The organism is Polaribacter sp. 20A6, assembly GCF_011378915.1.
In the GTDB taxonomy this organism is placed as follows: Bacteria; Bacteroidota; Bacteroidia; order Flavobacteriales; family Flavobacteriaceae; genus Polaribacter; species Polaribacter sejongensis.
The window spans coordinates 598793-620670 of sequence record NZ_WTPZ01000002.1 but is presented as its reverse complement, the minus strand read 5'-3'; the positions used below and the strand labels follow the sequence as shown (position 1 = coordinate 620670).

The 21878-nt window shown below is 30.7% G+C and carries 19 protein-coding genes; 8 read left to right on the top strand and 11 right to left on the bottom strand.

The window, feature by feature from the left end; all coding sequences use genetic code 11:
- Positions 1-206: 206 nt before the first annotated feature.
- Positions 207-2624, top strand: coding sequence for a TonB-dependent receptor (locus GQS57_RS06495; protein WP_165731761.1), 2418 nt, complete (start codon positions 207-209; stop codon positions 2622-2624).
- An 11-nt stretch (positions 2625-2635) separates the two neighbouring features.
- Positions 2636-3994, top strand: a complete 1359-nt coding sequence (locus GQS57_RS06490) for a hypothetical protein (protein WP_165731760.1) — start codon at positions 2636-2638, stop codon at positions 3992-3994.
- Positions 3995-4226: 232 nt separating this feature from the next.
- On the opposite strand, the gene GQS57_RS06485 is transcribed toward GQS57_RS06490, so the two are convergent.
- Positions 4227-5294, bottom strand: a complete 1068-nt coding sequence (locus GQS57_RS06485) for a hypothetical protein (protein WP_165731759.1) — start codon at positions 5292-5294, stop codon at positions 4227-4229.
- Positions 5295-5314: 20 nt separating this feature from the next.
- Positions 5315-6415 carry a DNA-processing protein DprA gene (gene dprA / locus GQS57_RS06480; protein WP_165732022.1) on the bottom strand — a complete coding sequence of 367 codons (1101 nt, stop codon included), beginning with the start codon at positions 6413-6415 and terminating at the stop codon, positions 5315-5317.
- Between the two features lie 96 nt (positions 6416-6511).
- Between dprA and GQS57_RS06475 the strand changes: the two genes are divergently transcribed.
- From GQS57_RS06475 to GQS57_RS06465, 3 genes are all read left to right on the top strand, one after another.
- Positions 6512-7426, top strand: a complete 915-nt coding sequence (locus GQS57_RS06475; protein WP_165731758.1) for an SPOR domain-containing protein — start codon at positions 6512-6514, stop codon at positions 7424-7426.
- A gap of 76 nt (positions 7427-7502) precedes the next feature.
- Positions 7503-8012, top strand: coding sequence for an acyl-CoA thioesterase (locus tag GQS57_RS06470; protein WP_165731757.1), 510 nt, complete (start codon positions 7503-7505; stop codon positions 8010-8012).
- An 11-nt stretch (positions 8013-8023) separates the two neighbouring features.
- Positions 8024-8524 (top strand): mechanosensitive ion channel domain-containing protein, encoded by a 501-nt coding sequence (locus GQS57_RS06465; protein ID WP_165731756.1) that lies wholly within the window; start codon positions 8024-8026, stop codon positions 8522-8524.
- A gap of 134 nt (positions 8525-8658) precedes the next feature.
- Here the strand turns inward: GQS57_RS06465 and GQS57_RS06460 are convergent, their stop codons facing one another.
- The 5 genes from GQS57_RS06460 to GQS57_RS06440 form a co-directional block, all read right to left on the bottom strand.
- Positions 8659-9219 carry a type 1 glutamine amidotransferase domain-containing protein gene (locus GQS57_RS06460; RefSeq protein WP_165731755.1) on the bottom strand — a complete coding sequence of 187 codons (561 nt, stop codon included), beginning with the start codon at positions 9217-9219 and terminating at the stop codon, positions 8659-8661.
- Positions 9220-9336: 117 nt separating this feature from the next.
- Positions 9337-10587, bottom strand: a complete 1251-nt coding sequence (locus GQS57_RS06455) for a murein hydrolase activator EnvC (protein WP_165731754.1) — start codon at positions 10585-10587, stop codon at positions 9337-9339.
- A complete protein-coding gene (locus GQS57_RS06450) occupies positions 10587-11357 on the bottom strand; it encodes a DUF4292 domain-containing protein (protein ID WP_165731753.1) in 771 nt (256 codons plus the stop codon). The genes GQS57_RS06455 and GQS57_RS06450 overlap by 1 nt, the downstream gene beginning before the upstream one ends.
- 2 nt (positions 11358-11359) lie before the next feature.
- Positions 11360-12340 carry a lipopolysaccharide assembly protein LapB gene (locus GQS57_RS06445; RefSeq protein WP_165731752.1) on the bottom strand — a complete coding sequence of 327 codons (981 nt, stop codon included), beginning with the start codon at positions 12338-12340 and terminating at the stop codon, positions 11360-11362.
- Positions 12341-13357, bottom strand: a complete 1017-nt coding sequence (locus GQS57_RS06440; RefSeq protein ID WP_165731751.1) for a sugar phosphate nucleotidyltransferase — start codon at positions 13355-13357, stop codon at positions 12341-12343.
- Between the two features lie 223 nt (positions 13358-13580).
- On the opposite strand from GQS57_RS06440, the gene GQS57_RS06435 reads away from it, so the two are divergent.
- Positions 13581-15452, top strand: a complete 1872-nt coding sequence (locus tag GQS57_RS06435) for an ABC-F family ATP-binding cassette domain-containing protein (protein ID WP_165731750.1) — start codon at positions 13581-13583, stop codon at positions 15450-15452.
- 123 nt (positions 15453-15575) lie between these two features.
- Here the strand turns inward: GQS57_RS06435 and GQS57_RS06430 are convergent, their stop codons facing one another.
- Both GQS57_RS06430 and GQS57_RS06425 read right to left on the bottom strand, forming a co-directional pair.
- Positions 15576-16292, bottom strand: a complete 717-nt coding sequence (locus tag GQS57_RS06430) for a 3'-5' exonuclease (RefSeq protein WP_165731749.1) — start codon at positions 16290-16292, stop codon at positions 15576-15578.
- A 95-nt stretch (positions 16293-16387) separates the two neighbouring features.
- A complete protein-coding gene (locus GQS57_RS06425) occupies positions 16388-17314 on the bottom strand; it encodes a T9SS type A sorting domain-containing protein (RefSeq protein ID WP_165731748.1) in 927 nt (308 codons plus the stop codon).
- 228 nt (positions 17315-17542) lie between these two features.
- On the opposite strand from GQS57_RS06425, the gene GQS57_RS06420 reads away from it, so the two are divergent.
- Together GQS57_RS06420 and GQS57_RS06415 are read left to right on the top strand one after the other, a co-directional pair.
- Complete coding sequence (locus GQS57_RS06420) at positions 17543-18241, top strand: response regulator transcription factor (protein WP_165731747.1); 699 nt, start codon at positions 17543-17545, stop codon at positions 18239-18241.
- Between the two features lie 10 nt (positions 18242-18251).
- A complete protein-coding gene (locus tag GQS57_RS06415) occupies positions 18252-19292 on the top strand; it encodes a cell wall metabolism sensor histidine kinase WalK (protein WP_165731746.1) in 1041 nt (346 codons plus the stop codon).
- Here GQS57_RS06415 and GQS57_RS06410 read toward each other — a convergent pair.
- Positions 19257-20315, bottom strand: a complete 1059-nt coding sequence (locus GQS57_RS06410; RefSeq protein ID WP_165731745.1) for a UDP-N-acetylglucosamine--N-acetylmuramyl-(pentapeptide) pyrophosphoryl-undecaprenol N-acetylglucosamine transferase — start codon at positions 20313-20315, stop codon at positions 19257-19259. The genes GQS57_RS06415 and GQS57_RS06410 overlap by 36 nt on opposite strands.
- Positions 20316-20499: 184 nt before the next feature.
- Positions 20500-21774 carry a phosphoribosylamine--glycine ligase gene (gene purD / locus GQS57_RS06405; protein ID WP_165731744.1) on the bottom strand — a complete coding sequence of 425 codons (1275 nt, stop codon included), beginning with the start codon at positions 21772-21774 and terminating at the stop codon, positions 20500-20502.
- Positions 21775-21878 lie beyond the last annotated feature (104 nt).

Below are 21878 nucleotides of genomic sequence, written 5' to 3'. Positions count from 1 at the left end.
AATAACGCTTATAAAACAGCAAAAAGAAAAACCCACTATATAGAATCATTAAAAATAGTATGTGTTTTTTTAATTATTATCATTATCAACACTTAAAAATTATCACATACCCCTTAAAAACCCCTTTAAAAAAATAATCTATCAAAACTGTTAAGTTTATTTAGACTCGTTATAAATAGTTTTATATTTGTCGAAAAATAAAACGAATGCCATCTTTCTTTAAAACATTTTTACTGTTATTTGTATCATATACCGCTTTTGGTCAAGAAGGAGATTTTTACGGAAAAGTAAAAGTTGACGATAATGAACCAGGTATAGATGTTTTTGTCGTTATAAAAGGAGATCATTTCTACAAAGAAACGGTTACCGATTTTAATGGAGAGTTTTATATAAAATCAGTTCCTTACGGAACCCATAAAATTCAATTCCATTCATTAAACTCAAAATCTAAAACAATTACCACTCAACTCAATTCTAATAAAAAGGAAGTAAATGTTTTATTAGAAAGTATAAAGAATCAGTTAGATGAAGTACGTATAACAACCAAAACAGAAGAAACTAAAAAAGAAACCCAAGGTTTTGCTGTAAATGTTATAAAAACTGAAGAAGCTGGTCTTAGAAATGTTCAAACAAACGATTTATTAAACACTACAGTTGGCGTAAAAATTCGTCAAAATGGTGGTTTAGGATCAGAAGTTAGTTATAGTTTAAATGGATTATCAGGTAATGCTGTACGAATTTTTATTGACGGAATCCCTAGCTCTATGTACGGATCTTCTTACAACCTAAACAGTATTCCGCCTTCTATGATTAAAAATATTGAAGTGTATAAAGGAGTAGTTCCTGGACATTTGACAGATGATGCTTTAGGAGGCGCCATTAACATCGTACTTCGTAATGATACCAAAACAAATTTAAACGCATCTGTTTCATACGGATCATTCAACACCCTGCAAGCTAACGTTAATGGCTTATATCGTTTTGAAGAAACTGGATTTACTGTAAAATCTTCTATATTTCATAATTATTCTGATAATGACTACGAAGTATCTGGAAGAAGTGTTGTAGATACAGGCTTAGGAGGTGTACAAACTCCAATTACTGCAAAAAGATTTAATGATGCCTATAGATCTACAGGCGGAATGTTTCAAGCTGGTTTTACAGATGTAAAATGGGCAGACCAATTTTTAGTTGGTTTTAATGCTTCTAAAGACTACAAAGAGGTGCAACACGGGGCATTTATGACCATCACACCTTATAAGGACCGTTTTTTAGAATCGGATGCTTTGTTGGCAAACATAATTTATCAGAAGAAAAATCTTTTCACCAAAGGGCTAGATGTAAAAATAAACGGGTTGTACGGAAAAAGAAACCGTGCTATTAACGATACCGTTGCTTGGGCTTATAGTTGGACTGGAGATAGAGCCATCGATTTTAGAGGTAACGAATACAAATATACTTGGGGATCTCAACAAGAAGGAGGACCTACATTAGCCAAAATTAAAAGAAACGTAGCTTCTATTAGAACTGGTGTCTCTTATGATTTTAATGATCACCATAAAGTTTTAGTAAACCACGTTTACAGCGGAGTTGACAGAGAAGACAGCGATGTTTTAGTTTCGGTATTAGAAAACACCTTTAAAGGCACAAGAAATATTGACAAAAACATCTATTCTTTAACCTATGAATTTAAAGCTTTTGATAATAAATTAAGAACAAGCATATTTGGAAAACATTATCAACAAAAAACAACAAGTATAGATCCTGAAATACAAACAGACACAAACGGAAACAAAAGTATCGTTGATGAAATTATAAGTAGTAATAACAAAAAAGATGGATACGGTTTTGCAGCTTCATATGCTATTTCTCCAAAAGTTACACTGTTAACTTCTGCGGAAAAAGCTGTTCGTTTACCAGATGAAACTGAAGTATTTGGTAATGATGGTGATAATGTAGTAGCAAACCCAACTATTAAACCAGAACAAAGTAACAACTATAACTTAGGTTTTAGATTTGGAACATTTAACATAAAAGACCATGATTTCTCTATCTCTACCAATGTATTTACAAGAAACATTAAAGACAGAATTGGCTTACCTATAGAAACATCTTTTAATGTTGATGACGAATTAATTGTATACGTAAACCAAGGAACCGCAACTTCTAAAGGGATAGACGCACAATTAAATTATACCTATGACAGAAATTTTGGAGTAAATTTTAACGTGTCTCGTTTCGATTTACAAATTATAAATAGCAATGTAGAAATAGATGTACCAAACACACCTTTTTTTACCATGAATGGTAGTTTACGCTACTCTTTTAAAGATTTAATACAGAAAAAATCTAGACTAAACCTATTTTACTCGATGTACTTTACAGATGAGTTTTCATACTTAGTTCCTCAAGGTTCTAATACAGTTGGTAATGATTTTTTTGAAGTACCGAAACAATTTTCTCAAGATTTTGGTCTTAGTTATTCTTTTCCAAACAAAAAACTTGTTGCTAGTTTCGATATTAAAAACATATTTGACAAACCTGTATTCGATAATTTATCTGTACAAAAACCAGGTAGAGCTTTTTACATAAAATTAAATTACACAATCAATAAATTTAACTAAATAAAATAAAAATGAAAAGATTTTTTTTAAACCACAAAGCATTAGCCCTTGTATTATCATTAGGCCTATTTACGGCATGTAGCGAAGATGTTAACGATGATCCAATTGATACCCCAGAACCAGATGCTACTAGATGGATAACAATTGCTGGAGCTAAAATGGGAGACAATCCTGGAGACGGAAATGGTGGAACACTAATTTATAGTGTATCTAGTGAAGACGCAAAAGACCCAACAGTGTCTATAGATCCTTTCGAAAATGGATTTATTGCACCTTCAAACAGAACCGCTAGATTACAAGCTTCGGAAGACGGAGGTACAATTTTTAATATTAGCTACGCAGGAGATACAGGTGGTAACTACACTAAATACACTGTAGAAGGTGGTCAAAATTTTACACCAACAGGTACAGAAGTAAGTATTGCTCCTTATGTAGGAACTGCTCCAAGATGGATAAAATTATTTGACGGTGACAAAACTGGATCTGCAGTATACGTATCTACAGAACACCAAGTTGATGATAACGGAACACCAGATGATGTAACAGACGATGTTTATACAAATACAGAAGCTACTATAGGTGTAGTAACTTTAGATTTAGAAAATTCAACAATAATTGAGTTTAAAGAACACGTTGTTCCTTTAAGTGCTGAAGAAGAAGCTGCTGGTTATTATTTTTCTAGAATTGACATGCCTACTTTAAATGCTGCAGGAAATAAATTATACATCGGTGGTCGTTTAAGCAAAGTAGACCCAAGTACCGTAGAAAGTGATAGCGATTATGAAATTTTAGGTTCTAAAACCATCGTTTTAGATTACCCATCATTAGACAACCCAACAGTAATCACTTCTACTGTAGGACATGGAAACACAAACGGATACAGAAGTATTAATGCTTTTGAATATAACGGAAGTGTTTACCAAGCAAACCAAAGTGACCCAGAAGGTTCTCATATTTTAAAAATTGGAGCTAATAATGAATATGACAATTCTTACGACTTTAATTTAGACGATGCTTTAGGCGTAACAGGAGCTTATGTTCTTGCTTGGAGACCTGCAGCGAACGGAAAAGCAGTATTAGCTTATCGTCATGAAGGTTCTGCTGATGGTTTAGCAGGAGCTCAAGGATTTTTTGCTTTGGTTGATTTAAATGCTAAAACAGCTGTGAAAATTGAAGATATTCCTTATGATCCAGATTTTTACTTATTCCAATACCAAGGTTTTGCAGTTGATGGAAATGAAATCTATTTAACGCAAGCGCCTGTTGGGCAAAACGGAAACATTTATGTTGTAGATACTGAAAGTGGTGCTGTAACTAAAGGTGCTGAGTTAGTAAACGCAACAGGAAGTCATTTTATTGGGGCTTGGTAATATTAAAATAATGCCAACTAAAAAGGACGTAAATTAATTTTTACGTCCTTTTTTTTATTTTAAGATGATAATTGGACCTCTATTACAAAGTGCCAGCAAACAAGTTTAGCCCTGATTGAACGGTTTGCCTGAGCTCTTTTTTATTGTCCGTTCGAGTGAATTTTGAAGAATGAAAAATTTGTATCGAGAAAGAGCAATAAAAAAAGCGAGTAGTGAAAGCAGGAAACAGCTTCTAAAACAAGTCTTTATTACTAATATCTAAATAATTACGCTTTACAAAAGATAAAATAGTATCTAAAATTTCGCCCATATTATTACAGTCTTTAAACTTTACATCTCCCACATACTTCATTAATTGCTTCTTTAACAATGCTATGTTTTCCGGATATGAAATGGTATCATTTTTCATACAAGCTATAAGCCTTTCTGTTCTTCTTGGCGCAGTAATCATACGTTTTGCCATAAAGGAACGTTCTTCTATTTTGTATTGTTCAATAGAGCTATTTTGTAATTTTTTCCCCACCATTTCCACCATTTTAAAGTTCTCCTTCATAAATTGTAGGTTGTACACTTTTAAATTTCCTTCAAACGACTGTTGATCGAAATCGATGGCTCTAATTTTATAAATGATGCTAAAAAAATCGTGCGTAGGTGTAACTACGTAATTGTAAGAACGCATATCTCCCAACAAACGAACCAGACAACGTTCTTTAAACTTAACAAACTCTTTGGCTATTTGAGATTTTTCTAATTCTGTACATTTAGGTAAAAAGTTTTTGATAAAATCATCTCCAGGAATACCAACAATATGCTCTTCTATTAGCGTGTCTTTATATACTAAAAAATTAATGTTATGAGGAGATAATATATGCTCTAATTCTAAACCGTAAACACGAGAAGCATCTGCTTTTTTTACATAAAAATAGGTGGAATTATCATTTAAAATATTTCTAACTTTTATTCTAAATGGTTTCGAATTACCAAACGTACAGTAATCTATTGCATCTACATTTAAAAACGGAATGGTCTCTTCACTTCCATCCGAAAGCAACATGGTGTATATTTTTTTTAAACTATTGTCTATTTCTATCCGATCCCATTCAGAGTAATACGTTCGTATCCATAGCGTATCTTCATCATTATTGTCATACACAGTTACAGAGCCTTGAAAACGCAATAAATCATCATAAAAAATTGGAATTTTCACATTCCTATTATACTTTTTTAAGTAATCGCTCAACATATCATTAATAGGAAATGTTGGTTTCTTTTTAGACATTAACTTTCTTTCTAACTTCATAGTTTCAAAAATAGGAATTATTAAGCAAGTTCAAACATCTTTCCTGGTAAAGGTTTGGTAACTCCTTTTAATTCTAACTGCAATAATATAGATGATAATTGATAAATTGGAATATTACATTCTAATGATATAACATCTAATAACTGCTGCCCTTTATCATGCAATAAATCATGAATTTTTTGCTCGTTTTCATTCAATTCTATAAATAGTTGTTTTTGAATTGGTTTGGTTTTTTCTTGAACATCCCAATTCAACATTTTTACAATATCGGAAGCAGAACTCAATAAATGCGCTCTATTATTTTTAATTAAATTATTACATCCTTTACTATAAATATCGGTGGTTCTTCCAGGAACTGCAAATACATCTTTGTTATAAGAATTTGCTATATCAGCTGTTACCAAAGAACCTCCTTTTGAGGCAGACTCTATAATAATGGTCGCTTTAGAAATACCCGCTACAATTCTGTTTCTTTTTAAGAAATTCTCTCTTAAAGGAGATTCTTCACTCCAAAATTCAGTTAAAAAACCTCCATTTTCATTTACTTGATTGATGTATTTCTTATGTACCTTCGGATAAATTTGCTCGAAACCATGTGCTAAAACCGCAATGGTTTGCAAATTATTTTCTATTGCAGCTTTATGCGCACAAATATCTACACCGTATGCAAAACCACTTACAATAATGGGATTATAAACTGCAATTTCTTTAATTAATTGATTGCAAAAATCGCGTCCGTAAGAACTAATATTTCTGGTACCAACAACAGAAATAATTCTTTGATTCGAAAATTCTAAATTCCCATCTTTAAACAATAATATAGGGCTATCAATACAATGTTGTAGATTTTTAGGATAATCATCTTCTAAGAAATAAGTATAAGAAATATTATTATCTTGAACATATTTTAACTCTTGCTGCGCTAATTCTATGTTTTTTGCATCAAACAAATGTTTTAAAGCATGACCTCCTATTCCGTTAATTTTTGAGAGTATTGCTGTCTTTTCTTTAAAAACCTGCTCTACATCTCCCACATTTACAATGAGTTTCTTGGCCAAAATATCACCAATGGCTTTGCATTTTTGTAATCTTAAGATCGCTAATAATTTTTCTTCTTTCAATTTGGTAACAATTTGAATACCAATATATAAAATATTTGTTGATAAAATTGTTAAGAAATTGTTTTTCAAAACGCCTTAATTTCTATATTTGTTCCAATGAAATTAGCAACTTACATAAACGATTTACTGTACAGATACGACTGCGTAATTGTACCTGACTTTGGAGGATTTGTAACCAATAAAATTGGTGCAAAAGCCAATAATTTTACACATACTTTTACACCACCTACTAAACAGGTTACTTTTAATAGTTTGTTAAAACACAATGATGGTTTATTAGCTAATTATATTGCTTCTGCAGAAAATATTTCTTTCGAAAAAGCTTCTACTGCTATTTCATTATCTGTTATTAAGTGGCAAAATGAATTACAATCTAACACTGTACAAATTGATAGTTTAGGTATTTTGTCTTTAAATGAAGAAAAACAAATTATTTTTGAACCTAATGCTGCTGTTAATTACTTAACAGAATCTTTTGGTTTAGATATCGTAACATCTTCTGCTATTTCTAGATTTAAAGAACAAGTAAAACCTTTGAATCCTCTTCCCGTAAAAGAAGAGCGCAAAAGAGGAATACCTGCATTTATAAAATACGCAGCAACGGCAGCTATTTTACTAACTTTAGGTTATACTGGCTATAATGGCTATGAAAATAACCTACAAAAAGAAAACTTAGCAAATCAAGAAAAGGCTATTCAGAAAAAGATACAAGCGGCTACTTTTGTTATTTCTAATCCTTTACCAACTATTAACTTAAATGTTGTTAAAGAAGTAGCAAAACCTTTTCATATTGTTGCTGGAGCTTTTCAATTTGCAGAAAATGCAGAAAAAAGAGTAGAAGAATTAAAAGCAAAAGGATTTGATGCTAAGATAATTGGCGTTAACAAATGGGGACTTACTCAAGTTACTTTTAACAGTTACGCTAGCCGAAATGAAGCTACTAACAACCTTTATAGAATTCAGAAAACAGTATCTAAAGATGCTTGGTTACTTGTTGAAAAGTTAGATTAATTCTACTTTTCTTTAACAATTTTAAACCTCTTTTTTTAATAAGCGATTGCTATCTTTGCAAAAAAAACATTTTTTGATGGAAGTAAAAACGCCGAAAGAATCTTTAACAATACTTACCGACTTAGTTTTACCCGGTGAAACCAATTATTTAGACAACCTTTTTGGTGGCGAATTACTTGCCAGAATGGACAGAGCTTGTAGTATTGCTGCAGGTAGACACTCTAGAAGAATTGTAGTTACAGCCTCTGTAAACCATGTTGCTTTTAGCAAAGCAGTACCTGTTGGAAGCGTACTTACTATAGAAGCTAAAGTTTCTAGAGCGTTTAACTCTTCTATGGAAACGTATGTAGATGTTTGGACAGAAGACAGACAGTCTGGATGTAGAACTAAAGTAAACGAAGGTATTTATACGTTTGTTGCTGTAGACGAAACAGGAAGACCTGTTGCTATTCCTCAAATTAGACCAGAAACAGATTTAGAACAAACACGCTACGAAGGTGCTTTACAACGTAAAGAATTAAGTTTAGTTTTAGCAGGAAAGTTAAAGCCTGGCGATGCAACTGCCTTAAAAGCAGTATTTAGTTAAATACTATAATTATGGAATTTTACAATTATAAAATCATATCATCAATAGCAATTATAGTTGTTGCTTTTTTAATTCGCTTTGTAATTACCAATTCTTTAAGGAAAATTCAAGTAAAATTTGGGTTTCAAAAAGCCAGAATTATTTTAACAAATAAAATAATTTCAGTGCTTATATACATTACTATAATTGTATTTGTATCTTTTGTTTGGGGAGTAGACGAGAAACAATTACTTGTTTACGTTTCTTCTTTTTTAACCATTCTAGGTATTGCTTTTTTTGCGCAATGGTCTATTCTTTCTAACATTACTGCTGGCTTAATTTTATTTATAAATTATCCTGTAAAAATTGGAGACACCATTACTATTTTAGAAAAAGACAATAATATTACAGGTGAAATTAGAGATATTGGTGCATTTTTCATCACATTAAGAACCTTAGAAAAAGAATTAATAACCATTCCTAATGCCGTTATTCTTCAGAAAAACATTAAGTACTCTCCTCAACCAGAGTAGTCTTCATTTACCCTTTCTAATAAAGGTTCTTGTTAAGATTAAATAGCTAAAGGTTATCACAAAAAAGAAGCGCAAATCTAAATTTGCGCTTCTTTTTTATTTACGACTAATAATCGTCTTATTTAAAAGATAAATTAAGCCATTTGACCTTTGTGTTTACCTTCATAAACCTCTTCCACTAACTTAGCGTTAAATGCAGGTAAATCACTCGGGTTTCTACTGGTAACTAAACCTTTATCTACAACTACCTCTTCATCAACCCAATTTGCTCCGGCGTTTATAAGGTCTGTTTTAATTGAACTATATGAAGTTATATTTCTCCCTTTTAAGACGTCTGCTTCCTCCAATAACCAAGGTCCGTGGCAAATAGCTCCAACAGGTTTATGATGCTCAAAAAAGGATTTTACAAAATGAACTGCATCTTCATTATTACGTAATAAGTCTGGGTTTATAACTCCACCAGGTAACATCAATGCATTATAGTTTTCTTGAGATACTTCTTTTAAAGTTTTATCTACTTTATACGTTTCTCCCCAATTACCTTCATTCCAAGATTTTATTTCTCCAGATTCTAAAGACACAATGTGCACCTCTGCACCTGCTTCTTCTAAAGCTTTCTTTGGTTCTCTTAATTCACTTTCTTCAAATCCATTAGTTGCTAATATTGCAACGGTCTTTCTTTCTAAGTTCTCCATTTTAATAAAATTTTAATTAATAAAAAATTTGTAAATTCTTGTACAAACTTAATTATATACCAGCGTTCTTATGTGTGGTATCAAATTCTATTTTAACGCAAATACTATTTGAAGTAATTATCTTCTTAAAATCCAAGAAGAAGGATTTAAACGTGTTGTATTTTTAAATAATACAAAGACTAATTTTGTTTTTTTAGAAACTTTATCCGTAAAAACCTGACCAATTGCTTGTCCCGTTATTACAACCTCTCCTTTTTTAACAGTAACTTTTTCTAAGTTGTTGTATGATGAAATATAATTACCATGTTGAATTAGAACATTTTTTCTTCCTTCTGCACTCACCAAAATATTTAAAACTCTACCATTAAAAATAGATTGCGCTTTTATACCTTGTTTAGTTACAATATGTAAACCGGTACCATTAACAGTAATTCCAGGAAATGAGGGATGCGGCTGTGTACCAAACCTTCTAACCACAATACCTTCACTTACAGGCCAAGGTAATTTACCTTTATTTAATTCAAATTTTGCCGCTAAAGCCTTTGCTTCGGGACTTAAAATAAACTCATTTTTCTTAACAACAGTTGGTTTACTATTACTAGGTTTATCCTTTAGTTTCGCTCTTGCAATTCTATTTGCTCGTTCTATTTCTTCACGGATTTTTCTATCGATTTGTACAGTAACTCTTTTCTCTTCTTTAACCTTACTTTGAAGTTCTTTTTTGTAACTACTTTCTTTCTTCTTAATAGCAGCTAATAATTTCTCTTGATTCCTTTTATCTTCTTCAATTTCCTTTTTTTGTTCATTCTCAGAGGCTATTAACTTGTCTTTTAAGGATTTTTGAACCAATAAAGAGTCATTTACAGCTAATACTTCATTTGCATGAATAACAATTTCTTCTCCTTGCTTTTTTCTATAAGCAGTATACTGTTTCATATACTCAAACCTTTTATAAGCTTGATGAAAATTTTGCGAAGAAAGTAAAAACATCATTCTACTTTGTTGAGATTTACTTTTGTACGATTTTAAAATAATATCTGCGTAATCTGCTTTTAAATCTGCTAACTTCTTTTTTAATTTTTTTAACTCAGTTTCATTAGCACGAATCTCTTTTGATAAAATTCTTGCTTCTGCGTTAATTATAGCAATCAATTTAGCCCTAACACTTATTTTTCTATTTAAATCATTTAGGTCTTCTAACGCATTATCTACTTTTTTCTTTTCTTTAAAAAGCAACGAGTTTACTTGCTTAATTTCATAATTAAGCTTCTTTCGCTGCTCTTCTAGCTGTTTTCTTGTTTGTCCAAAAACAGAAAAAACACTTAGAAAAAAAATTAAAACGGGTATGTAAAATTTTCTACTTTTCACTATAATTTAATTTGCTTATAACTTCTAGGAATTGAAAAAGAAGTATCTATATCTGTATTAAACTCTATAGATCTTACTGTAAAATCTATATCTGTAAATTTACCAGGTTGTTTTGCTTTAATGTTAATTTCTGATGGAAAAATTGCATCATCAACCACGTTATAAGACGGATAAAAGACATCTAAACGTTGATTTTTTGCTGAATTAACAATAGATTGCTTATCTAATTTAAAATGCGAAGGATTTACAGAAAAGAAAACATCGAATAAACTCTCTTGAATTTCTGGAGATAAAACATACGAATTATCTATGATGCTTACATTTTGCTTTTGATCTTTAACATTGGTTAAAGACTGCCCCAAAAACAAATTTTGAAGCTGGTTAAAATTAATATCTGTACCCAATAACTTTTTTAACATTGTAAAATCTCCTTCAAAATATTCTCTTTCTAAAGATGAATAATAACTTACAGAAGTTGGTGTAATCTTCGCTTTAAAAAGCGTAATAAACTTAGTCCCTTTTAACCAAATCACCTTATCTTTTTCCATTTTTAAATTAACAGAAATACTTTGATTAATCTTACCGTTATTAAAGTTTGCTTTTAGCTTTGCATCTACCGTTTGTTTATCAAAATTAGCAGCAACATGTTTTCTTGCAACCTTTTTTGAAGACATTTCTTCGGCAATACTATTTGCATTTATTAAATCTTTTTTTGCCTTACAAGAAGTAAAGACCACTGCAAAAATCACAAAATATTTTAAAAACTTCATTCTTATTCTTTTATTTTTTTTGATTTCTCAAGAAACTTTTTTCCCTCTATAAAATTACCTAAACCATTGTAAGAAACTGCCATTTCTTTATAAAAATCAGCTTCCATAGCATCCTCAATTACAAAATCGATACCATTCTGTAAACTTATTAACGCATTTTTAAACTTTTTCTGATAATTTAATGCCTTTCCTTTCATTAAATATACAAAAGGCTGCGCAGGAAACAGTAAAATACCTTCATCAGCATATTTTAAAAGCACTTCAGGATTATCTTTAGCTGCTAATAAAATTTGCTGTAAAACAGCATACGATTTATTTGCTTTAAATTGCTCTTCAAAAGAACCATCATCAGTAATTTGTTCTTCGACTACCGGATTATTTTTTCTTTTAACTAAGCCCTCTTTCAACCTTTTAAAAGAGGTAGAAAGTCCGTTGTTCTTCTCCATTGTATTCATTAAAGAAATTGCTTTACCTTCTTCTTTATTATTTAAATACAACTTTACCAGTAACTCTTGCTCGTTTAAATTGAGAGTTACCAGTTTTTCCTGAACCTCAATTGCTTCAGAAAAGTTTTTATCTTTTATATGGATTTTAACAAGATGCTGTAACATCCAAATATTATTAGGCTCATTACTAAGTGCTCTTTTAATGTATTCTTTTGCCAATAATGTTTTATTAAGCAATAAATAATTTTTAGAAAACTCAAAATAAACAGCCATATTATCTGCTAAAATCTGGTTACTATTTTCTAAATTCTCAATCGCTTTTTGATAATTACCAATTGACTTCTCTGACAAAGCCTTAAAAAAAAATTGCTGAAAATCTAACTCTTTTTCTTCCGTTAAATCTTTAGCAATTGGTATACTATCTTGTGAAAAAGAGTTGAAAGAAAAGAGAACAAAGAAGAAAGGAAAAAGAACATTGATATAAAAACCAGTAATGTTCTTTTCCCTAAACTCTTTTATCTTTCCTTTATTTTTCATTTATGTTAATTCTGTATAATCACCGATGCTTACAGAAGTATATTTACCATTATATTTTGCATGGTTACCAATCATTGCATTGTCTAAATCTGCATTAGAAATTGCTACATTAGATTGAATTAGCGAGTTTACAATCGTAGAGTTTTCTACTACACTATTTGCACCAATAGAAACATAAGGTCCAATTTTAGTATTTTTAAGCACCACATTCTCACCAATAAAACATGGTTGAATAATTTCTGAGTTTTCTAAAACTACATCTTTAGCTACTAAATTATTACCCGCTTGATGTTCAAAACCTAAAACTTGCTTGTTTGTATCTACCGTTGGGTCTTTTTTACCACAGTCCATCCAAGCACTAACGGTACCTGGTACAAACTTAGCTCCTTGTTGTTTTAAAGATTCTAAAACATTGGTAAGTTGGTATTCTCCGTTTTCTTTTAAATCGTTATCGATTAAATATTGAATTTCTTCTAATAATTTATCGCCACTTTTAAAGTAATAAATTCCGATAATTGCTAAATCAGAAACAAACTCTTTTGGCTTTTCTATAAAATCGGTAATAATATTATCTTGTAATTTTACAACTCCAAAAGCACTTGGGTTTGCTACTTTACTTACCCAAATTGCACCATCAGCATTTACATCTAACGTAAAATCCGCCTTAAATAAAGTATCTGCATACGCAACAACACATGGTCCACTTAAAGATTCTTTAGCACAGTAAATTGCATGTGCTGTTCCTAAAGCTTCTTCTTGTACATAAACAGAACCTTTTGCACCTAATTCTGCAGCAATTTTTAATAATTGAGCTTCTGTATCTGTAGGGAATCCTTTTGCTGTTGTACCGATAACAAAGGCAATTTCATCAATTTTTTCATCAATAACAGAAGCAATATCTTCTACTAAACGTTGTACAATTGGTTTTCCTGCAATTACGGTTAAAGGCTTAGGAACTGTTAATGTATGAGGTCTTAAACGAGACCCAATTCCGGCCATTGGTACTATTATTTTCATATCTTTTTTTTATCAATAAATATGGACGCAATATAGCACTAATTAAAATATTCTAAAATTAGATTTTGATGAAATATAATTGCTTAAATCTCTTTAATTAACTTAAAAAACGGAATATTTAACATAAATACAGCTTAGAATTCGCTCAAACAAATTAAATGACATCAAAAAACCTACTTAACGCTTGGGTTTTTGTTTCTTTGCAAAAAATAAATTTATTTCTGTGAATTATTTATCTGTTGAAAACATCTCTAAGTCTTACGGAGAACGCGTCTTATTTGAAGACATCTCTTTTGGAATTAGCAAAGATCAAAAAGTTGCTTTTGTAGCTAAAAATGGTAGTGGTAAAACATCTATCTTAAATATTATTGCTGGCTTAGATGTTCCAGATTCTGGCCAAGTGGTTAGTAGAAAAGGTATTTCTATTGCTTATTTGGCTCAAAAAGATGATATTAATCCAGATTTAACCATAGAAGAAACCATTTTTGCTACGGATAATAAAATTCTTTCTATTGTTAATCAATACGAAAAAGCATTATTAAACCTAGACGATACCGATGCATACCAAGCTGCTTTTGAGCAAATGGAGCAATACAATGCTTGGGATTTTGAAACGCAATACAGACAAATTTTATCAAAATTAAAGTTAGACGATTTATCTTTAAAAGTTGGTGCACTTTCTGGTGGACAAAGAAAAAGGCTTTCTTTAGCAATCGTTTTAATTAATAAACCAGATTTATTAATTTTAGATGAACCAACAAATCATTTAGATTTAGAAATGATAGAATGGTTAGAGGCTTTCTTTGCAAAAGAAAAAATCACCTTATTTATGGTTACGCACGACCGTTATTTCTTAGAACGTGTTTGTAACGAAATCTTAGAATTAGACGAAGGTAAAATCTATAAATACAAAGGGAATTACTCTTATTATTTACAGAATAAAGAAGAACGTTTAGCTTTAGAAGCAACCAATTTAGGAAAAGCTAAAAGTTTATTTAAAAAGGAATTAGAATGGATGCGCAAGCAACCAAAAGCAAGAACTACAAAATCGAAATCTAGAACAGATGACTTTTATCAAATTAAAGAAAAAGCACATCAACGTAGGCAAGATCATCAGGTTCAATTAGAAATAAATATGGAACGTTTAGGAAGTAAAATTCTTGAACTTCATAAAGTGTCTAAGTCTTTTGGTGAAAAGAAGATTTTAGAAAACTTCGATTACGTTTTTAAACGTGGAGAACGTATTGGTATTATTGGTAAAAACGGAACTGGTAAATCTTCTTTCTTAAATATTATTACAGAAACAGCTCCTTTAGACGCTGGTAAAGTTATTTTAGGTGAAACTGTAAAATATGGGTATTACACACAAACTGGTATCCAAATAAAAGAAGGACAAAAAGTAATTGATGTTGTTAAAGAATTTGGAGAATTTATCCCTTTAACAAAAGGTAGAAAAATTTCTGCATCACAATTATTAGAACGTTTTTTATTCGATAAAAAGAAACAATACGATTTTGTAGAAAGATTATCTGGAGGAGAACAAAAACGTTTGTACTTATGTGCCGTTTTAATTCAGAATCCTAACTTTTTAATCTTAGATGAGCCAACAAACGATTTAGATGTTGTAACATTAAATGTACTAGAAAGTTTCTTATTAGATTTTCCTGGTAATTTAATTGTTGTTTCTCACGACCGTTATTTTATGGATAAAATTGTAGATGCATTATTTGTTTTTAGAGGCGAAGGCGTTGTAGAGAATTTTCCAGGAAATTACTCAGATTTTAGAGCATACGATGATGGTTCTGCATTAACGGAAGTTGTTGCAAAACCTATAGGAAACAAGGAAGAGAAAAAAGAGGTTAAAAAATCAAATAAAAACACCTTAACTTTTGATGAAAAAAGAGAGTTTGGTGCTTTAGAAGGAGATATTGAAAGACTTCAAAGAAGAAAAGCAACGATAGAGACAGAATTTTTAAATGTAGAAATTGCGCCTGATGATATTGCTAAAAAATCTGAAGAACTACAAGAAACAATCGATAATTTAGAGCAAAAAGAAGAGCGCTGGTTAGAGCTTTCTATGAAATTAGAAGATTAAAAGTTGTTGCACAGAGATTCACTAAAAAAAACTTAAAGATTCCCAGAGAAAAATAAACAAATTTTCTTTGGGAATTTTATTTTTGGCCCTCTGATTTTCACTATGAATCTATATGTAAAACAACTAGACACTCACAATATCTTCTGCCTTCAACAATTCTTGGTTGTTAAAACGCAATAAAATTTGAGCAACAGCTATCGTATCCTTTTCACAATAGGTTACAATTCTTTGTATGTCTTTTTCTTGGTAATACACTTTTGCCACTTCACTCCCATCAATATCATCTTTTGGTGATGGAATACCTAAAATAGACGTTAAAAGCTTTAATGAAGTATAATGTTTATAATCTCCAAACTTCCACAATTCTAAAGTGTCTAAATGCGGTACTTCCCAAGGTTTCTTACCAAACAGATTTAATTTATTTGGTAATGAAATTTGATTTAGAATCATTCTTCTAGAGATAAAAGGGAAATCAAACTCCTTACCATTGTGCGCACATAAAACATTCGTTTTCTTATTAAAATGTAGATTTAACAATTCTTTAAACTCCGTTAAAAGTTGGTGTTCATCATCACCAAAAAAAGAAGTTAAACGCAATTGTTTTTTGTTTTCTACACCCACCAAGTAACCTACAGAAATACAAACAATCTTGCCAAATTCAGCCCAAATACCAGCTCTTTCATAAAATTCTTCAGCTGTAACATCTTCTTTACGCTGATATTCCGTTTTCTTATTGTACAGCGCTTGTGTTTCTTTAGCAAGTTGCCCCCAACCTTCATATTCAGGAACAGTTTCAATATCTAAAAAAAGGACATCATTTAAGTTAATAGGTAAATTCATAGCAATACGTTTTTCTTTTTCATTACTAAAGATAGTGAAAATAAAAAAGCTCCGAATAAAATTCGGAGCTTTATAAAAATAAACGTAACTAATAATTACCTAATCACTAATTTCTTAGTAGTCGTTTTACCAGATTCTGTAACTTTTAAAACATACACTCCAGAATTAATTTCTGAAACATCTAAATCTTTCTTTTCACCAGAGAAGTTTGTTTTAAAAACTTGTTTTCCTAATAAATTAAAGATGGTTACACTTTTTGACAAACCAGAAGAAGTAGCCACTGTAAACATATTATTTGTAATTGGGTTTGGATATGTAGTAAAACCTTTAATTTCATTTTTAGATAAAGAAGCAGTTGCTTCTTCAAAAACCAATACATCTTCAAAAGTCTGACCAATCATTAGATCATCCATACGAACAGTTTCGTTTTCTGATGAATCAGACTGTCTAAAATCAAAGCTATCAAGAGAATTTGAACCAATTTCTGAACCAGAAATAGAAGTATCTGCAGATACCGTTGGGTTTATCCAAAGTTGTGCAATTCCAATAACCTGATCAAACTTTATAATGGCTCTATATTTTTGATCAAATATTAAATCCGTAGCCCAAACAGACTCAGCTGAACTCGATGTTGAAGCAATTCCCACTGAATAATCACCTCCATTAGTAGCAGGTACAATATCAATTTTAGCTTTAAAATCAATATGAGCAAAATATTCATTATCAGAGCCACTGTAAACATCACCTAAATCATCTACAGAAAAATCAAAACCTACGTAAATGTCCCCAGAAACTGCTGTAAATGTAATATTAGCATCCTCACTAGGAATACCGTGTTGCACAACAACTTGCCCAGAAGAAACTAATAAATCCCCTTCTGTACCGCTTACATTCTCCCAATTTGTAGTTGAAGTTAAACTTCCATCAGAATAAGAAAAATTTTCAGTTAAAATGACCTGACCAAAAGAACCCAGTGTCAAGTAAAATGTAAATAATAAAGTAAAAATGTAATTTTTTTTCATGTAAATGTAATTTAAGGTTATATCCATAAAAATACAAATAATTAAGATAAACCTGATTAAACTATCGTTAACTCAACAAAAAGAATAAAACATTAAATTTTTATCAATACACCCTCTCAACGTTATGTTAATGTTAATAGATTAAGACGAGATTAAATGATTGTTAAGGAATCCTATTAGTAATATATTTATTACTACTTTTGATATTCAATAGTTTTAAATCTATTTATGAACAAGAGTGATATTAAGATTTTATTGGTTGACGATGAGCCAGATATTATAGAAATTGTAGGTTATAATTTAAAAAATGAAGGCTATCAGATATTTACTGCAACAAATGGAGTAGAAGCTGTTAAAGCTGCTAAGAAGAATATTCCTCATCTAATTTTATTAGATATTATGATGCCAGAAATGGATGGAATAGAAGCTTGCGAAAAAATTAGAAAAGTAAAATCACTAGAAAACGTTGTTATTGCATTTTTAACAGCAAGAGGCGAAGACTACTCTCAATTAGCTGGTTTTGAAGCCGGTGCAGATGACTATATTACAAAACCTATTAAACCTAAAGTTTTAATAAGTAAAGTAAAATCTCTTTTACGAAGACTAAAAACCAAAAAAGATAGCGAAGAAACTTTTAAAATTGGTGATATTGTTATTGATAGAGATGAATATGTAGTTTATAAAGCTGGTAAAAGAATATCGCTGCCTAGAAAAGAATTCGAATTATTTTCTTTATTAACTTCTAAACCTGGTAAAGTTTTTAAAAGAGAAGTTATTTTAGACACTGTTTGGGGAAACGAAGTTGTTGTTGGCGGTAGAACTATTGACGTACACATTAGAAAACTACGTGAAAAAATTGGTGATGACCACTTTAAAACCGTAAAAGGAGTTGGCTATAAGTTTGTTTTAGAAGGCGCAGAGCATTAAAATTGCCCTAATGAAAATTAAAAAAACATACTCTTACGCACTTTGGTCTGCATTATATTTAACACTGCTTACAGTTGTAATCGCAGCATTATCCTATTGTTTTTTTTCTAAGCATATTGGTATTGGTTCTGTCCTTTTTTCTATTGCAATTCTTTTTGTAATTTCCTTTTTTATCATTCAGTATAGAACAGAACACTTTATATACAGACGCCTTAAAAAAATATACGAAGATGTTTCTATCTTAGACGTAAACGATTTACGAAGAGACTCTGTAACTACAGATATTGATAAACTTTCTAAAAGAATGCAAAGATTCGTAGAAGGAAAAAGACTAGAAATAAAAAGTTTAACTGAAAGAGATTCTTTTAGAAGAGATTTTTTAGGAAATGTTGCACACGAACTTAAAACTCCTTTATTTACAGTACAAGGCTATATCTTAACCTTAATTGAAGGAGCCGTAAACGACAAAGAAATTAGAACAAAATACTTAGAAAGAGCTAATAAAGGAGTAGAAAGATTGGTTGCCGTTATTAAAGATTTAGACATGATTGCTAAATTAGAAAATGATGGTATGAAACTAAATAAGGATGTCTTTAACATTTTAGAATTGGTACAAAATGTTTTTGACATGTTTGAAATGAGAGCAAAAAAAAGAAACATTACCTTAAAATTTGATAGAATTCATGAATTTCCTGTATTTGTAAAAGGAGATGCAGAAAAAATTGAACAAGTTTTAATCAACCTAATTGTAAACTCTATTAAATACGGAAAACCAAACGGGACTACTATTGTTGCTATAGAAAGTTATAATGAAGCTAAGTTTATTGTTAAAACAATAGATAATGGAGAAGGAATTAAACCACAACATCTTTCTAGACTTTTTGAAAGATTCTACCGAGTAGACCAAAGTAGATCTAGAGAACAAGGCGGTTCTGGTTTAGGTTTGTCTATTGTAAAACACATTATAGAAGCACACAACGAAACCATTTTATTAAAGAGTACTTACGGAGAAGGATCAGAGTTTTCTTTTACGCTCGAAAAGCCTAAATAAATCGGAATCTAATTTTGTTTCAGTAGTTTTTAAACCTTTATAATTTTCTATTTTAGAAATATCTTCTTTTACAAAATCTTTCATTTTAGAAAATGGAGCTAATTTTTTAGTTTCTAAAAACGAAGCTAAATATTCTTGTTCATCTTGATGTTCGGTAGGAATAAAAAACACTTTTTTATCTAAAACAGCTAAATCCATTATAGAGGAATAACCAGATCTGCAAATAATAATCTTACTAGAATTGATTAAATTTTGAAGTTCTTCTGATAATACATAATTATAGTAAGTAATATTTTCCTTTTTCCAACTTTTTTGGGCGGGCTCTATTTTACCTAAAACAAAAACAATGTTTCTAGTATCGTTTTTAAAGGCTGAAATCAATTTATTCTCTAAAAACACTCTGTTAGACTCAATACCAGAAAGAATGATTAAAACGTCTATATTTTGAGTTAATTCTTGTTTTTTAAAACGACTTAAAACTCCAATAAACTTTGTGTTCAGATTTTTTTTGGTTGATGATAGTTTTCCTGAAAACTCAGAACCATTCTTATCGGGGATCCAACATTCATCAAACTTTTTTATTATTTGTTGATGAAAATAAGAGGTAAAAAAAGTAGTACTACCAGACAAAACATTTACTTGATGCGTAACATAAACTGAAGGAACCAACGAACTTCTTACTCCGAATCTGTTATCTGAAATTACACCAACAACGTCTGTATTTTTAAGTATAAAATTATTGATAATTTTACGCTCTTCTCTAACTGCTTTTAAAACTTTAGGTATTTGCAAAAGTAATCCCAACTTTAAATTTCTATGATAAGAAATATTATAAGCTGGGATTTCTATATATTCTAAGCTCGGAAACTCTTTTCTTAAAAAGCTTAAAGCGTTTCCGTCTGATGCAATAATGGGTGTAAAATTGTTTTCTAATAATGCATTTATAATAGGCACACAACGAGTTGCATGGCCTAAACCCCAGTTTAAGGGTGTAATTATTATTTTCTTTTGGCTCGCTTTCATTTTTTAATAATCACTAAAAAACTCGGATAAAACAGTTGATTTTAAACAAGTGCGTTAAGGATTGAAATGGCATCCTTTTTTTCTTTTTCTGAAAAAAAGATATAACCTTTCGACTTCGCTCAAGATAAATTTCAAGCCTGTTAAAACCTGCCTGCGGCAGGAAGGCGCCCAAATAAAAATAAATTTACACTAAATCGAAACCAATATCTTTTCTGTAATTCATTTTATCGAAATGAATCTTATCTATACTTTTATAACTCTTTTCTAAAGCCTCTTCAATGGTGTCGCCAAAAGAGGTTACCGCGATAACTCTACCTCCGCTTGTAACAACTTTGCCGTCTTTAATGGTAGTTCCGGCATGAAAAACGAAAGAATCTTCTACGGTATCGAAACCTGTAATTTCTTTATTTTTTTCATACGTTTCTGGGTATCCGCCAGAAACTAACATTACCGTTGTTGCCGTTTTATCGGTTACAGAAAACGATTTTTCATGTAAATTTTGGTTTGCAACTCCTTCGAACAATTCAAATAAATCTGACTCAATTCTTGGTAAAACAACTTCCGTTTCTGGGTCTCCCATTCTTACGTTATACTCAACTACAGAAGGATTTCCATTATCATTCATTAAACCAATAAAGATAAATCCTCTATAATCTATTCCGTCTTTTTGTAAACCTGCAATTGTTGGTTTTACAACCAATTCTTCTACTTTATCTAAAAAAGCTTTATCTGCAAATGGTACGGGAGAAATTGCTCCCATTCCTCCAGTATTTAAACCTGCGTCACCTTCGCCAATTCTCTTATAATCTTTTGCCGATGGTAAAATTTTATAACTTTTTCCGTCTGTTAAAACAAAGACAGATAATTCTATTCCTTTTAAAAATTCTTCAATAACTACAGTTGTAGATGCTGTTCCGAATTTTTGATTAGAAACCATTTCTTCTAATTCGGTTTTTGCTTCTTCTAAAGAGTCTAAAATTAACACTCCTTTTCCTGCTGCTAAACCGTCTGCTTTCAATACAAAAGGTGGTGCTAAGGTTTCTAAGAAAGCAAAACCTTCTTGTAAATTATCTTTCGTAAAAGATTGATATCTTGCTGTTGGAACGCCATGCTTTTGCATGAATTGTTTAGAAAAATCTTTAGATCCTTCTAACAATGCTCCGTCTTTTTTAGGTCCGATTACTGGAATATTTTTCAACTGTTCATCTGCCAAAAAGAAATCGTGAACTCCAGCTACCAAAGGTACTTCTGGTCCAACAAGAACCATTTTAATGTCGTTTTCTAATGTAATCTTTTTAACAGCTTCAAAATCTGTAGCATCGATATTAATATTAGTGGCTATTTTATCTGTTCCTGCATTTCCTGGAGCTACAAAAAGTTTATTAATTTTTTTACTTTCTAATAATTTAATTGCAAAAGCGTGTTCTCTACCTCCAGAACCTAAAATAAGTACATTCATTGTTTGTTGTGTTGTTGTTATTGCAAATATATTTTAAAAATATTGGATTCCACTTTGATTATAAAGACAATTTAAAGGAAAAAGAAATTCTATTTAAGAACTTT